The sequence below is a fragment of the Bartonella sp. AC70YNML genome, from assembly GCF_042196545.1.
GTDB lineage: Bacteria > Pseudomonadota > Alphaproteobacteria > Rhizobiales > Rhizobiaceae > Bartonella.
The window spans coordinates 113205-128344 of record NZ_JBHIQK010000002.1; the positions used below are offsets into that span (position 1 = coordinate 113205).

Annotated in this window: 12 protein-coding genes; 6 read left to right on the plus strand and 6 right to left on the minus strand. The window is 34.8% G+C overall.

What is annotated here, in order from left to right:
- Positions 1 to 6 precede the first annotated feature (6 nt).
- From rsmG to rho, 4 genes are all read right to left on the minus strand, one after another.
- Entirely contained in the window at positions 7 to 654 is a 648-nt protein-coding gene (gene rsmG, locus ACFIMU_RS02680; protein ID WP_375607902.1) for a 16S rRNA (guanine(527)-N(7))-methyltransferase RsmG, read from the minus strand.
- Positions 654 to 2522 carry a tRNA uridine-5-carboxymethylaminomethyl(34) synthesis enzyme MnmG gene (gene mnmG / locus ACFIMU_RS02685; RefSeq protein WP_375614337.1) on the minus strand — a complete coding sequence of 623 codons (1869 nt, stop codon included), beginning with the start codon at positions 2520 to 2522 and terminating at the stop codon, positions 654 to 656. The genes rsmG and mnmG overlap by 1 nt, the downstream gene beginning before the upstream one ends.
- A 105-nt stretch (positions 2523 to 2627) precedes the next feature.
- Positions 2628 to 3935: a tRNA uridine-5-carboxymethylaminomethyl(34) synthesis GTPase MnmE gene (gene mnmE / locus ACFIMU_RS02690; RefSeq protein ID WP_375614918.1), complete on the minus strand. Its 1308-nt coding sequence runs from the start codon at positions 3933 to 3935 to the stop codon at positions 2628 to 2630.
- A gap of 31 nt (positions 3936 to 3966) precedes the next feature.
- On the minus strand, positions 3967 to 5232 hold the full coding sequence (gene rho, locus ACFIMU_RS02695; protein WP_015857121.1) for a transcription termination factor Rho: 1266 nt from the start codon (positions 5230 to 5232) through the stop codon (positions 3967 to 3969).
- A 552-nt stretch (positions 5233 to 5784) separates the two neighbouring features.
- On the opposite strand from rho, the gene ACFIMU_RS02700 reads away from it, so the two are divergent.
- The 6 genes from ACFIMU_RS02700 to polA all read left to right on the plus strand — a co-directional run bounded on the left by ACFIMU_RS02700 (position 5785) and on the right by polA (position 12612).
- Positions 5785 to 6609, plus strand: coding sequence for a pyruvate, water dikinase regulatory protein (locus ACFIMU_RS02700; RefSeq protein ID WP_375606095.1), 825 nt, complete (start codon positions 5785 to 5787; stop codon positions 6607 to 6609).
- Between the two features lie 12 nt (positions 6610 to 6621).
- Entirely contained in the window at positions 6622 to 7218 is a 597-nt protein-coding gene (locus ACFIMU_RS02705) for a Maf family nucleotide pyrophosphatase (protein ID WP_375606096.1), read from the plus strand.
- The gene (locus ACFIMU_RS02710; protein WP_375696799.1) at positions 7211 to 8083 is read left to right on the plus strand and encodes a shikimate dehydrogenase; all 873 of its coding nucleotides are present in this window, start codon (positions 7211 to 7213) and stop codon (positions 8081 to 8083) included. The genes ACFIMU_RS02705 and ACFIMU_RS02710 overlap by 8 nt, the downstream gene beginning before the upstream one ends.
- Positions 8080 to 8667 (plus strand): dephospho-CoA kinase, encoded by a 588-nt coding sequence (coaE, locus tag ACFIMU_RS02715; RefSeq protein WP_375606098.1) that lies wholly within the window; start codon positions 8080 to 8082, stop codon positions 8665 to 8667. Before ACFIMU_RS02710 ends, coaE begins: the two co-directional genes overlap by 4 nt.
- 4 nt (positions 8668 to 8671) lie before the next feature.
- Positions 8672 to 9379, plus strand: a complete 708-nt coding sequence (gene dnaQ, locus ACFIMU_RS02720) for a DNA polymerase III subunit epsilon (RefSeq protein WP_375696800.1) — start codon at positions 8672 to 8674, stop codon at positions 9377 to 9379.
- A 326-nt stretch (positions 9380 to 9705) separates the two neighbouring features.
- On the plus strand, positions 9706 to 12612 hold the full coding sequence (gene polA / locus ACFIMU_RS02725; protein WP_375696801.1) for a DNA polymerase I: 2907 nt from the start codon (positions 9706 to 9708) through the stop codon (positions 12610 to 12612).
- Here the strand turns inward: polA and ACFIMU_RS02730 are convergent.
- Complete coding sequence (locus ACFIMU_RS02730; RefSeq protein ID WP_375614333.1) at positions 12609 to 13487, minus strand: endonuclease/exonuclease/phosphatase family protein; 879 nt, start codon at positions 13485 to 13487, stop codon at positions 12609 to 12611. The two genes, polA and ACFIMU_RS02730, sit on opposite strands and share 4 nt — an antisense overlap.
- 115 nt (positions 13488 to 13602) lie before the next feature.
- Positions 13603 to 14376: a Bax inhibitor-1/YccA family protein gene (locus ACFIMU_RS02735; protein WP_375606102.1), complete on the minus strand. Its 774-nt coding sequence runs from the start codon at positions 14374 to 14376 to the stop codon at positions 13603 to 13605.
- Positions 14377 to 15140: the final 764 nt, after the last annotated feature.

The window sequence follows — 15140 nt, forward strand, 5'->3', positions numbered from 1 at the left end:
TTTGCTCTACCCTCTATATGATCGAATATGAGAAATTTCCAAAATAACAGAATTTTCATCAACTTTACTTTTATGTTTTAACAGATCAAAGTGCCAATTGGCAGAGGCATTTTTTATTTCTGTAGCGTAATCCCGACCTTTTTGCAAAAGAGCTATTGTTTTTTCTGTTAATAAAGGAAAAATGAGTTGTAAAAGAGTATCAAGCGGCGCTAATCCTCGTGCCGTTATAATATCAGATATGGGAATTTTTTGATATATATCTTCAATTCTAGCGTGATAAACCGTTGCTGGAAGATTAAGTTGAGCAATAACTGTTCGCAAAAAAGCAACTTTTTTCCCATTACTTTCAACAAGATTAATATGTCCTGCTTTTTTTTCTTTCAAAAAGATAGCAATCACAATTGCAGGAAAACCTCCTCCTGATCCTAAATCACACCAATGTAAAGAATGAGCATATAAAGGAAAAATTTGTGCTGAATCTAAAATATGTCGTGTCCATAGATCTGGTATAGTTGTAGCAGATATCAAATTAATATGTGCATTCCATTGAAGTATTAAAGACTCAAACTGCATTAAATTTTCCATCGTTTCACGTGAAACAGAAGGAATAATATTTAATAATTGTTGATATTTTTTTTCTGTAGAAAAATCCATTAAGCTGTTTTAGCCTTTTCACGCCGTTGACGTTGAATATATGTAATAATAAGTGATAATGCGGCAGGAGTCATGCCATCAATTTTTTGTGCATCAGCAATTGAACGAGGCGATACTTCTTGAATTTTTGATTTAAGTTCATTTGAAAGACCTGAAATTGCCTCAATATTAAGAGAAGAAGGAATTTCTAAACGTTCATCTCTTTGAAGAGAGGCAATATCTTGTGCTTGTTTATCTAAATAAACCGCATATTGTGCTTCAATTTCTAAAGCTTCAACTGTTTTAGAATCAATTTCTTGTAATTGTGGCCATAAATGTGAAAGACGCTCTACAGTCATATGAGGATATGCAAGAAAATCATAAGCCGAACGCCGAATTCCATCATGGTTAACGTGTAATCCATGAGCAGAAGCTTCATTAGGTGTTAAAAAGAGATTTTGACATATTGATCGTGCTTGATCAAGCCGTTGTTGCTTTTTCTGATAATAATCCCAACGTACTTTACTCACAATACCCCATTCTTTTGCCAAAGGTGTTAAACGCGTATCAGCATTATCAGATCTTAAAGATAAACGAAATTCAGCACGTGATGTAAACATTCTATAAGGTTCACAAACACCACGTGAAACCAAATCATCAACCATAACACCAATATAAGCAGTAGAACGACTTATAAGTATTTCATCTAATTTACCTACCTTGCGTGCAGCATTTAATCCAGCTAAAAGACCTTGTGCTGCCGCTTCCTCGTATCCTGTTGTGCCATTAATTTGGCCCGCTAAAAACAAACCTGGTAAAGAGCGTACTTCCAAACTTTTCGTTAATTGTTGAGGATTAACAAAATCATATTCAATAGCATAGCCAGGTTGCAAAACTGTAGCATTTTCCAATCCTTCAATGGTTTTCAATAAAGAAATTTGTACATCTTCAGGAAGAGAAGTAGAAAGACCATTTGGATAAACAGTATCATCATTTAATCCTTCTGGTTCTAGAAAAATCTGATGTCCATCACGTTCTCCAAATTTAACGATTTTATCTTCAATTGAAGGACAATAACGTGGTCCTAATCCTTCAATATTTCCAGAATATAAAGCAGAACGATAGATATTTTCGCGAATAATTTTATGTGTTTGTGCATTTGTACGCGTTATTGCACATTCAATTTGTGGCTGTTCAATTTTCTCTGTTAAAAGAGAAAAGGGAACGGGATTTTCATCTGCTTGTTGTTTTTGGAGAGTTTCCCAAGCAATTGTTTTTTTACTCAGACGAGCAGGGGTTCCTGTTTTTAATCGTCCAAGTTTTATATGATATTTTTTCAAATGTTCAGCAAGTTTCACACTTGACTGATCTCCCATACGACCAGCAGCCCATGTTTTATTACCAATATGAATAAAGCCATTTAAAAATGTACCTGTTGTTAAAACAACAGCACCAGAAAAAATTGTTCCTTGTTTTTTTAAAATAACACCTGATACACAATTATCTTTAACAACCAAATCAAGTACTTCATCCTCAATGAGAGTAAGATTTTCTTGTTCTTTTAAAAGTTTTTGAATTGCTTCTCTATAAAGTTGTCGATCTGCTTGTGTCCGTGGTCCTCTTACTGCCGGTCCTTTACGTCTATTAAGAAGTCTAAACTGAATTCCAGCAGCATCTGCTGCTCTTCCCATGAGACCATCTAACGCATCTATTTCACGAACCAGATGCCCTTTTCCAAGACCACCAATAGCAGGATTACACGACATTGTTCCCAGTGCTGATATTTTATGTGTAACAAGCGCTGTTTTGGCTCCTACACGTGCTGAAGCTGAAGCCGCTTCACAGCCAGCATGACCACCACCAACAATAATAACATCATATGATCGCATTTAATTCATTCCGTAGAAAATTTCTAAGGTTTCACGTGAAACAGGATATAAATTACATAATCTTTATAATCTGTCTATGAAATAATCAATGTTTCACGTGAATCATTATTTACCAACACAAAACTCTGAAAAAATGATATCAAGCAAATCTTCAACATCAATATCTCCTGTAATTTTTCCAAGAAAATCACTTGCACGACGGAGATGTTCTGCACGTAAACTGAGATCAAAAGAATGATAATTGAGAGCAAACTCAATCTCTTTAACAGCTTCTTTTAATAATTGAAGTTGCCTTTTACGTGCTGGAACAATATTTCCAATTTCAGAACCACGATGATGACAAAATAATTCAAGTTCTTTGATAAAAGAATCAAAATTTAAACCAGTTAATGCGGAAAATTGTATAGACCAACGCTGATCATTTTTTTCATAAAGATCAAGCTTATTACCAACACACCATATTTCAGCCGATGTTTCTGGTAAATCAACTTGCTTAGGATTTCCTATATCATAAACCAAAATAACCAAATCAGCTTCTCTAACATGCTGTTTAGCAACTTCTATTCCCATCTGTTCTATTTTATTTTCTGTTTTTCTAAAACCAGCAGTATCGGTTAAAAAAACAGGTAAACCACCAAGAATAATTCTCATTTCTAAAGCATCACGGGTTGTTCCTGCTTCTTCCGTTACAATAGCAACAGATCTTCCTGAAAGACGATTCATAATGCTTGATTTTCCAGAATTTGGAGCACCAGCAATAACAATTTTTAATCCATCACGTAAAATACTCGCACGTTCTCCTTCAGTAATATATTCCCTAATAGAAGTACAAAGATCCTCAACATCTTTCCAAACTTTATCAGATATTGCGTTGGGAATATCTGCTTCATCAACAAAATCAAGTTCTGCCTCAATAAAAGCACGCGCCTTCATAAGCTTATGACGCCAATCACGATAAAGCGTCGTTAAATGTCCACTTGTACCCATAACAGCTAAACGCCGTTGGCTTTCCGTTTCTGCTTCTATTAAATCAGCAAGACCTTCTGCTTGAACAAGATCTAATTTTCCTTCCATAAAAGCGCGACGTGAAAATTCACCTGCCTCTGCAATACGGCATCCAGAAAATGTTGACAATTCATCGAGAAAACGATTAACGACTGCTTTTCCTCCATGTAAATGGAATTCTGCACAATCCTCCCCCGTAAAACTATGAGGAGCAGGAAAAAAAACAGTTAAACCAGAATCTAAAAAACCACCATCACGAGCAGTAAGATTTCCATAATGCATAAAACGTGCTTTAGGTAAACGACCACAAAGCGTTTTAACTATATCCACAACATGAGGACCAGAAAGCCGAATGACTGCAACCCCTGAAGGTAACAATCCACTCGAAACAGCAAAGATTGTATCCACAGGTTTTATCCTAATAAAAACTTTAATGACTCTACGTATTCATTGAATCAAAAAATTCACTATTATTTTTTGTTTGCTTTAATTTATCAATCAAAAATTCAATTGCATCAGTTACATTCATAGATGCTAAAATACGACGAAGAACAAAAATTTTGTGTAAATCTTGTCGTTCTACCAGAAGTTCTTCCTTACGCGTTCCTGACTTTAAAATATCCATAGCAGGGAAAATACGTTTATCAGCAACTTTACGATCAAGAACAATTTCCGAATTACCTGTTCCTTTGAATTCTTCAAAAATAACCTCATCCATACGACTTCCTGTATCAATCAAAGCCGTTGCAATAATGGTTAAAGATCCGCCTTCTTCAATATTACGTGCTGCACCAAAAAAACGTTTTGGACGCTGTAGGGCATTTGCATCCACACCACCTGTTAAAACTTTACCCGAAGAAGGAACAACTGTATTATATGCACGCCCAAGACGTGTAATAGAATCGAGGAGAATAACAACATCACGCCCATATTCAACGAGACGTTTAGCTTTTTCAATGACCATTTCTGCCACTTGTACGTGACGTATTGCAGGTTCATCAAAAGTAGAAGAAACCACTTCTCCTTTTACTGAACGCTGCATATCAGTAACCTCTTCTGGTCGTTCATCAATTAAAAGAACAATGAGATAACATTCAGGATGATTAGTGGTAATAGAATGAGCAATATTTTGAAGTAAAACTGTTTTTCCCGTCCGTGGTGGTGCAACAATTAGTCCCCTCTGTCCTTTTCCCAATGGAGATATCAAATCAATCACACGTGATGACATATCTTTCTCTGTAGGATCTTGTATTTCCATTTGAAAACGTTCATTTGAATAGAGGGGAGTAAGATTATCAAAGTGAATTTTATAACGGATCTTTTCAGGTTTTTCAAAATTAATTGTATTAATTTTAAGGAGAGCAAAATAACGTTCTCCCTCTTTTGGACTACGTATGGGGCCTTCAATTGTATCGCCTGTTTTTAAAGAAAACGACTGTATTTGTGCAGGTGAAAGATAGATATCATCAGGTCCAGGAAGATAATTAGCATCAGCAGAGCGCAAGAATCCAAATCCATCTTGTAAAACTTCGACAACACCTTCTCCTATAATTTCAACGTCTTGTAGAGCAAGTTTTTTCAAGATAGCAAACATTAATTCTTGTTTGCGCATAAGGGAGGCATTTTCAACTTCTAATGTTTCAGCAAAAGAAACAAGCTCAACGGGATTTTTGCTTTTAAGTTCTTGTAGTTTCATTTTTTGCATGAAATATGCTCTTTGTAATTAAGGAGAAGATTGTTCTAAATAATTTATGGAAATTTATGAGTGAAATATTCTTTAAGAAAAAATATCCTACACTCAATTTTTTTAATCTGCAAGTACCATTTATATGAAATTTGTTCCTGTAATATTAAGTAATTATATGAAAAACTTGAAAAAATATAAAATCCAAATAGTATTTAATTATTTTAATAACAAAAATATGAGTTAAAATTATAGCATCAATGAAATGTTATTCAAAAGTATTTTTTACAGAAATTTATATTAATAAATTTATATTAAAGAAAGGATTATTCTTATTTATAACTGTGTTTAGTGTGGATTATTATTTATCCTCAATTTTATCCACAAAAGGAACTGAAAAAAGAATAAAAATAACACTATCTTAAAGATATTATCCCCTCTTTTTTATAAGAGGGATAAAATTATCACAAGCATTTAATTTGTGCATAAAAAAGGAGAATTTTTCATAAATTTTAGTTTTATAAAAAAAGGTGAGAATATATACACATGTCTTAACAAGGAGTTAAAATTTTTGTGACAAAAGAAAAAAAATTCTTTCATTTACACATGCTTTCTGATGCAACGGGGGAGACATTAATTTCTGTTGGAAGAGCTGTAGCATCCCAATATGCAATGTGTCAGGCAACAGAGCATATCTATCCTATGATTCGTAATAAAATACAGTTACAAAAAGTTCTTGATGAAATACAACAAGAGCCAGGTATTGTTCTTTACACAATGATTGATGAAGAACTTAAACTACTCCTTCAAAAAAAATGCAAAAAAATAGAAGTTCCCTGTATTGATATATTGTATCCTGTTCTAAATGCTTTTCAGTCTTACCTTGGAATGCCAACTCATTTACGTGTTAGTGCACAACATGATCTTAATGCAGATTATTTTCGTCGTATTGAGGCACTGGATTTTACAATAGAGCATGATGATGGACAGTCTTCCAGTAGCTTATCTGAAGCGGATGTAATTCTTGTAGGAATTTCAAGAACCTCTAAAACGCCAACAAGCATCTATTTAGCAAATCGTGGAATCAAAACGGCTAATGTTCCTCTTATTCCAGGAATTGATTTGCCAGAATCTCTTTTAGAGGTAAAAAATTCTTTAATTATTGGTTTAATTGCTTCAGCTGAAAGAATCTCACATATTCGTCAAAATAGAGATTTAGGAGAAGGTTTTGCTCTTGATAATTATACTAATCGTATCAGTATAGCTGAAGAATTAATCCATGCAAAACGCATTTGCGAACGTTTTGGTTGGCCTATTATTGATGTCACGAGGCGCTCTATTGAAGAAACTGCTGCTGCAATATTTGAACTTTTATCACGATTTCGTGAAGGAAAGTGAGAGAAAATCCTCATGGACGCAGATACGTTAATATTAGCATCTCTTAGTTTTTATCGTGCACAGTTGTTGAAAAAGGCAGGTTTAAATTTTTTAATTGAAGGCGCTTCTTTTGATGAGAGAGAAGTAGAAAAAACAACAAAAGAAAAAACACCTAAAGAACTTAGCTGTTTTCTTGCAAGTGCAAAAGCAAAAAATGTTTCAGATCGTTTTCCTGATGCTTTCGTTATTGGTTGTGATCAAGTTCTTGATTTGGAAGGTAAAGTTTTTCATAAAGCAAGAAATATTAAGGAAGCACATCAACGTTTATGTGAGTTATCAGGAAAAACCCATTCTCTTCATAGTGCGGTAGCTTTATTTAAAAATGGTCAAAAAATTTGGGTTGAAGCTTTTAGTGCACATATGTCTGTACGTTTACTCTCGTTAGAATTTATTGAACGTTATTTAGCACGCGTAGGAAAAGATGTTCTAAACAGCGTAGGAGTATATCAAATTGAAGGAGAAGGGATTCATCTCTTTGAAAAAATTGAAGGAGATTTTTTTACCATTGTTGGTTTACCTTTGCTGCCTCTACTTATAAAATTGCGCCACTTAGGAATTATTGATGGTTAACTTAATAATAAAAAAGACAAATTATCCGCGTGCTTTTGTTGTTGGTTCTCCTATTCATCATTCAAAATCGCCAAGAATTCACAATTTTTGGCTTAAACAATATGGTTTACAAGGAGAATATCTTGCACAGGAAGTAACATCCGAAGAATTTAGTCATTTTATTGTTTCTTTACAAAAAATGGGCTTTTGTGGAGGAAATGTTACTTTGCCTCATAAACAGGAAGCCTTTCGTTTAGCAGATTATAAAGACGAGAGAGCAACAATGATAGGTGCTGCTAATACACTTTGGTATGAAGGAGATAAACTTTGTGCCACAAATAGTGATGCCTATGGTTTTAGTGCTAATCTTGATGATTTTGCATCTGATTGGGGAGGGGAAACAGCTCTTGTTTTTGGGGCTGGGGGCGCTGCACGCGCTATCCTATATGCTTTAAAAAAACGCGGATTTGAACAAATTTATTTAATTAACCGTACAAAACAACGCGCTGATAATTTAGCTCAGCATTTTGGAAAGATCATTAAAGTTTACGATTGGCATAAAATCCATGAAATACTTCATCAAGCTGATTTAATTGTTAATACAACCTCTATTGGCATAAAAAATCCGGAAGAAAAAAGTGATTCTTTTTTTTGTGATTTTCATAAAGCAAAAACAACGGCATTAGTAACAGATATTGTTTATACACCATTGATAACTCCTTTTTTACAACAGGCAAAGGCTTGTGATCTCAAAACGGTTGATGGGCTTGGGATGCTTCTACATCAGGCTGTTATAGGATTTGAACGGTGGTTTGGAATAAAACCACAGGTAACAAAAGCGTTAAGGACAGCCATTTTAGAGGATATGAGTGAAGAAAGAGAATGAAAATTATAGGATTAACCGGATCAATAGCTATGGGAAAATCAACAGTTGCTGATTTTTTCAGACAAGCGGGTATTTCTATTTTTAGTGCTGATGAGGCGGTACAACAACTCTATAAAAGTGAGCCAGTTTTGTCGCTCATAGAGCGTATTTTTCCTAGTGTTGTTGAAAACGATGAAGTTAACCGTTTGAAACTTTCTGAAATTTTGATTGATGATAAGGAAAAATTACAAACATTAGAAAAAATAATTCATCCTTTGGTGCAAGAAAAAGAAAAAGAATTTATTGATACAGCGCGCAAACAAGGGGAAAAATTAGTTATTCTTGATATTCCACTTCTGTTTGAAACAAATGGTGAAAATCGTGTAGATAGCGTTATTGTTGTTTCTGCTCCACCAGAAATACAAAAAGAACGTGTAATGATTCGCCAAGGTATGAATGAGAAAAAATTTGCCTTTATCAATGCCCAACAAATGCCAGATGAAAAAAAACGAGAACGTGCTGATTTTATTATTGATACAGGGAAAGATTTAGAAAATACCCGTCAACAGGTTTTTGATGTGATAAAAAAATTGCTAAAGAATTAAAATCATGCGTGAAATTATTTTTGATACAGAAACAACAGGTTTAGATAAAGAGAAAGATCGCATAATCGAAATTGGTTGTGTAGAAATGGTTGATCGTTATCTTACAGGGCGCCAATTTCATGTTTATTTAAACCCTGAAGGCGTTATTATTCCTGATGAAGTTGTAGCAATTCACGGATTAACCAATGAACGCCTAAAAAACGAGAAAAGTTTTAGTGATATTGTTGATGAATTTTTGGAATTTATTAATGGCGCGACAATGATTGCGCATAATGCGAGTTTTGATATTGGTTTTATTAATGCAGAATTAAAACGCGTCAATAAGCCGCTCATCAGTGTTGATAATATTCTTGATACATTGGCTATGGCACGGCGTAAATTCCCTATGGGTCCTAATTCTCTTGATATTTTATGCAAACGTTTTGGGATTGATAACAGCCATCGTGTTCTTCATGGTGCTTTACTTGATGCAGAGATTTTGGCCGATGTTTATATTGAATTGATTGGTGGAAAGCAGGGCATATTGGGTTTTGATAACAGAAAGAGTGTTGATGAACATACTCAAAGTGACAAAGATATGCCTTATGCAGTTAAATTTCGCCCACAGGCTTTACCTTCAAGATTGAGTGCGCAAGAAAAAAGATTGCATGCTGATTTTATCAATAAAGTGGGTGAAAAAGCTCTGTGGAATAACTTCAAAGTTTATGAATAATATTCTTATCTTTTCTCTAAACAAGCTATTTAAGGTTAAAAATATAAAATATGGATACCAAAAAAAACGGTCGTTGTGGGGAGGGGAACACCACAACGACCTTGTCGTTACATTGTACCTCAGCTATCATAGGAGGAGCAAAATGAAAGCTATTAATCCTGTAACAGCAAAGAAAAGCTCTAGGTACTTAATATAAGTGCAACGACTTCATGTCTTATGGAAAGAAAAAATGGCTTTTTAGAGGCAAAGTAAAAAAATAAAATAAAAATGAAAAAAATATATACAGGTAATTTGTTTTTTAGCTGAAATGGAGAAATAAAATTATCATGAAAGCAACAGATCATCTTTTGTTGGTTGACGGATCAGGCTACATTTTTCGTGCTTACTATGCTTTGCCGCCTTTAAGACGTAAAAAGGATGGACTCCCTGTAGGAGCGGTAGCTGGTTTTTGTAATATGTTATGGAAATTACTTTGTGATGCTCGTAATACAGCTATGGGTATTATTCCAACACATTTTGCTGTTATTTTTGATTATTCATCTGATACTTTTCGGAAACAAATTTATCCTCAATATAAAGCGAATCGCGCTGAACCTCCTGAAGATCTAATTCCTCAATTTTCTCTGATACGCCAAGCAACAAAAGCTTTTAATTTGCCTTGTATTGAAAAGGAAGGTTTTGAAGCGGATGATTTAATTGCTACTTATGCAAAATTGGCAACGAAGGTTGGGGCAAAGACAACCATTATCTCTTCTGATAAGGATCTTATGCAACTCGTAAATACGCATGTGTCCTTGTATGATGGAATGAAAGACAAGCATATAGGTATTTCAGAAGTTATAGAAAAATGGGGTGTTACACCTGAAAAAATGATTGATTTACAAGCTTTGATTGGAGATTCAACAGATAATATACCGGGTATTCCAGGCATTGGTCCCAAAACTGCAGCCCAGTTGTTAAATGAATTTGGTTCTCTTGATCTTTTATTGCAACGCGTAACAGAAATTAAACAAACAAAACGGCGTGAAAACATTCAAGCTTATAGAGAACAAGTTAAAATGTCTCGTGAGCTTGTTAGGCTTAAAACAGATGTCCCTATAGACAGTGATTTAGATGATTTTATTTTGGAGCCACAAAATGGTCCGCGTTTAATTGCTTTTTTGAAAGCGATGGAGTTTTCAACATTAACGCGTCGCATAGCAGAGGCAACAACATGTGATGCAGCTGTTATTGATGCACTTGATATAGATGTTGAATGGGAAAAACTAAGCTATGGACATGATTTAGATATAAAAAATACTGAACGTGCATCTTTTCATAATTTTTCTGAAAATTCTCCACAAGTTTTTGCACAAAAACGTAAAGATCAAGCACTGTCTCAAAAAATTACAAGAGATACTTACACAACGATTCTTGAGGAGGAAACTTTAAAAGAATGGTTATGGCAAGCACAAGAACAGGGCTTTTTTGCTTTTGATACTGAAACAACCTCTCTTGATCCGATGCAAGCAAAGCTTGTTGGTTTTTCACTCGCATTACAACCAGGAAAAGCAGCCTATATACCACTTGAACATTTTGAGGAAAAAGAGGACCTTTTAAGGGATGGGCGTATTGCCTCGCAGATTGAGATCCAAAAAGCTTTGGCACTTTTAAAACCGCTATTAGAAGATTCAGCGGTGTTAAAAATTGGTCAGAATATAAAATATGATTGGTTGGTGATGAAGCAATACGACATTGTTATACGTTCTTTTGATGACACTATGCTTTTGTCATATGCTTTTGATGCTGGAACTTTAACCCATAATATGGATGATTTGTCTGAACGTTGGCTTGGACATAAACCAATTGCCTATAAGGATTTAACGCATAAAGGAAAAAAAATTACTTCTTTTGCACAAGTAGATTTAAAACAAGCTACCCTTTATGCGGCGGAAGATGCCGATATAACGCTACGCCTTTGGCAAGTTTTGAAACCGCAACTTGTTGCTCAAAAAATGGCAAAAATTTATGATCGCCTTGATCGACCACTCGTAGAAGTTCTTGCAAGAATGGAAGAACGTGGGATTCTTGTTGATAGGCAGATTTTATTGCGCCTTTCAGGAGAATTGGCGCAAGCTACTTTGATTCTAGAAGAGGAAATTTACAAACAAGCTGGTGAAAAGTTTAATCTTGCTTCGCCAAAGCAATTGGGGGATATCCTTTTTAGCAAAATGGGATTATCTGGAGGCGCTAAAACCAAGGGTGGACAATGGTCAACTTCTGCACAGACCTTAGAAGAGTTGTCTGCTGAAGGTCATCTATTACCGCGTAAAATTATTGAGTGGCGTCAACTTGCAAAGCTAAAATCTACCTATGCCGATGCTTTGCCTTCTTATATTTTACCAAAAACAGGGCGTGTTCATACGAATTATTCTTTGGCAATAACATCAACAGGGCGATTGTCATCATCAGAGCCAAATTTGCAAAATATTCCAGTACGAACTGCTGAAGGACGTAAAATTCGAACAGCTTTTATTGCTCCCAAAGGGCACGTGTTGCTTTCTGCTGATTATAGTCAGATTGAATTACGCATTCTTGCACATATTGCGGATATAAAAGCATTAAAAGAAGCTTTTGCTAAAGGACACGATATTCACGCTATAACGGCGTCACAAATGTTTGGCGTTGCAATAGAGGGAATGCATTCAGATATACGACGGCGTGCAAAAGCGATTAATTTTGGTATCATTTATGGTATTTCAGCTTTTGGCTTAGCCAATCAATTAGGAATTTCACGCCAAGAAGCGGGTCGTTATATTCAATTGTATTTTGAAAGGTTTCCAGGAATTAAAGATTATATGGAAAAGACAAAAAACTTTGCACGTGAAAATGGTTATGTAGAAACAATTTTTGGACGTCGTATCCATTATCCAGAAATAAAAGCAAAGAACGTAAAAATTCGTTCCCTTAATGAACGGGCAGCTATTAATGCCCCGATTCAAGGCTCTGCTGCAGATATTATTCGCCGCGCTATGATACAGATGGAAGATGTTTTAAAAGGAGAAAATCTATCAGCAAAAATGTTGCTGCAAGTACATGATGAACTGATTTTTGAAGTACCAAAAGAAGAGAGTAAAAAAACCATGGACGTTGTTAAAAATGTTATGGAAAATGCTACAATGCCGGTTTTATCTTTATCTGTACCCCTTGAAGTAAAAGTCATGACAGCTCAAAATTGGGATGAGGCACATTAACTTTTTTTATTTATTTTATGTTCAAGAACATTCATGGCGTTGGCAAGATTAAGGTAGGCTTTTATAGGCAAATGATCTGAGGCAATACGTGCAAGTGGTGAATGATGATTTTCAATATTTGTTACCAATTGGTGGGGAAAAGCAAAAACGCGATCAAGGGCTAAAAGAGGAAAACGCGAAGGAAAGCTTGGCACAACTTCAAGTGTGTTATCAAAATAGGGAGAAAAATGGTTCAAAGATGAGCCTTTTCCTATCCGCCATTCATTAAAATCTCCAATGAGGAGTGTAGGCATAAGGGAGCGATTTTGCAAAATTGCAAGAAGCATTTTTGTTTGTTGTTTACGAGAATAACGTAATAAGCCAAAATGAGCCGCAATAATACGAATAGGGCCTGCTTGCATTTCCAATTCTACAATTACAGCCCCACGTGGTTCAATACCAGGAAGAGTGATTTGTAAAGTTTCACGTACATATCCCTTTCGCAAAAAAAGAGCGTTCCCATGCCAACCATGACCATGAGGTGACATGGTATTGAGAGGCACAGGAATCAAGCCAGTTTCAGCTTTTAATAGCTGAAGATTAATCAAGCCAACGCGCTCTCCAAAACGTTTATCTGCTTCTTGAAGAGCAAGGATATCAACTTGTAATTCATTAATAACACGTACAATACGTGTAGGATTAAAAATTTTATCAGTACCTACACATTTATGCACATTATAGGAAGCAACGGTTAGATCATAATTATCATTTGGCTTGATGATGTTTGGTTGATGATGAGAGCGGCTATAGATTGCCTTTAAAAGAGAATTATGGAGCTTTTGTTGGATAAAACCAGTAAACCAAGGAAACTTTTGCTTGTAAGGTATTTTTGTCATTTTGCGAAAAGAATATAATCTCTAAGAGGCAAAGGGTAAAAACTTACACTAAAAACAAAAGAACCTTGTTTCTTTTGGAAACAAGGTTCTTTCATTAAGCGATGATCTTTTAAAATCAATCACGGTTTGAACCAAGAAATTGTAGCAAGAAGACAAACATATTGATGAAATCAAGATAAAGATTCAATGCACCCATAATAACTTTACGTCCTCTTGTATCACCTTCATCTCCTTCGTAATACATCAACTTAATGTTTTGAGTATCGTAAGCTGTTAAACCAGCAAAGATAAAAACACCAATAACGGAGATAGCAAATTGCAAAGCACTTGACCCAAGAAAAATGTTTACAATCATAGAAAGTAACAAACCAATCAATCCCATAAATAAGAATGAACCGATTGCTGTAAGATCACGCTTTGTTGTGTATCCATAAAGTGAAAGAGCTCCAAAAGTTGCAGCGGAAATAACAAAGGTTTGTACAATACTTTCTGTCGTATAACGCAAAACGATTGAAGATAGTGAAAGACCAACCAGAGCAGCATAACCAAAAAAGAGGCTACGAGCAGCATTTGTGCTCAGTGTATTAATTTTAAAACTGAGGAATAAGACCGCTATGAGTGGTGCAAACATAACAATATAAGAGAATGGTGATGTATAAAATGTTACTCCAAAAGATGTTAAATAAACACTGCTATTGATTTGAGCTGCTGCTTGACTCATATCTGTTGTCGTTGCTAATGATACAATTGCATAAGCGGCAGCAGCTGTAATAAGCAAACCAATGGCCATTGTATTGTAGACACCCAACATATAGTCGCGCAATCCCAGATCAATTGATGCATCGGCATGAGAAGCAGGCGCCGAACGTAAATTTTTAAAATTAGCCATAATATAAAATCCTTTAGCATATGTTCCGTCAGATATTGGGGTTTAAAAGTACCTCTGTCATTACAGATAAACACTTCGTATAAGTCCTAAATTGGCTAACACAAAAACCCTAAGAATCACTGGCGGAATTCCAGCACATCTGCTCTTATTATGGAGATTTATTTAAAAATTACAAGAGATTTATCTGAAGAAGGAACCTTACAAATTGGTAAGGAAATAGTTTATTTTGATGAAATAATATTTCCATTTTTTGCCATATTTTTGCAAGATAAAAAGACTATACTTAAAATTTTTTTACTGTTCATAGAAATTGTGTAATATAATTCTCTGTAAGGTATCAACGGTCTTTGCTTTGATGAAGAGAGAGGCAAATGTCGTCGCACTGTTTTTCAACTTACAATATTGCATCTGCTCTATACGGTTAGAAGACCTATTGAATTGAATCTTTTTATATAAAAACTGATATATAATAATAAATTATCGTTTTGTATGCTAAATTCTTCTCCGAATATCGTAAGATTCTCTGATGACAAATTTTCTTATATTAAATCAATCAAGGTTATTTATTTGCTTGCTCCACACAAGCAAGATTGGTGTGTAAAAGACATGGTTTTAATTAATTCAACATGCGAAAGTTCGAAATAAAAGAAATTTAGGGTTCTCATTCAATATACAAAATGGTAAACTATCATTATATATCAATATGTTGTATTATAAATAAAACATTGAAAATAGTTAAAAGATGTTGCTTATTAAGCAATATA

Bases quoted from the DNA above. Each gene is read 5' to 3' on its own strand.
- rsmG (WP_375607902.1), bottom strand. From the start codon at position 654: ATGGATTTTTCTACAGAAAAAAAATATCAACAATTATTAAATATTATT.
- mnmG (WP_375614337.1), bottom strand. From the start codon at position 2,522: ATGCGATCATATGATGTTATTATTGTTGGTGGTGGTCATGCTGGCTGT.
- rho (WP_015857121.1), bottom strand. From the start codon at position 5,232: ATGCAAAAAATGAAACTACAAGAACTTAAAAGCAAAAATCCCGTTGAG.
- ACFIMU_RS02705 (WP_375606096.1), top strand. From the start codon at position 6,622: ATGGACGCAGATACGTTAATATTAGCATCTCTTAGTTTTTATCGTGCA.
- ACFIMU_RS02710 (WP_375696799.1), top strand. From the start codon at position 7,211: ATGGTTAACTTAATAATAAAAAAGACAAATTATCCGCGTGCTTTTGTT.
- coaE (WP_375606098.1), top strand. From the start codon at position 8,080: ATGAAAATTATAGGATTAACCGGATCAATAGCTATGGGAAAATCAACA.
- dnaQ (WP_375696800.1), top strand. From the start codon at position 8,672: ATGCGTGAAATTATTTTTGATACAGAAACAACAGGTTTAGATAAAGAG.
- polA (WP_375696801.1), top strand. From the start codon at position 9,706: ATGAAAGCAACAGATCATCTTTTGTTGGTTGACGGATCAGGCTACATT.
- ACFIMU_RS02730 (WP_375614333.1), bottom strand. From the start codon at position 13,487: ATGACAAAAATACCTTACAAGCAAAAGTTTCCTTGGTTTACTGGTTTT.
- ACFIMU_RS02735 (WP_375606102.1), bottom strand. From the start codon at position 14,376: ATGGCTAATTTTAAAAATTTACGTTCGGCGCCTGCTTCTCATGCCGAT.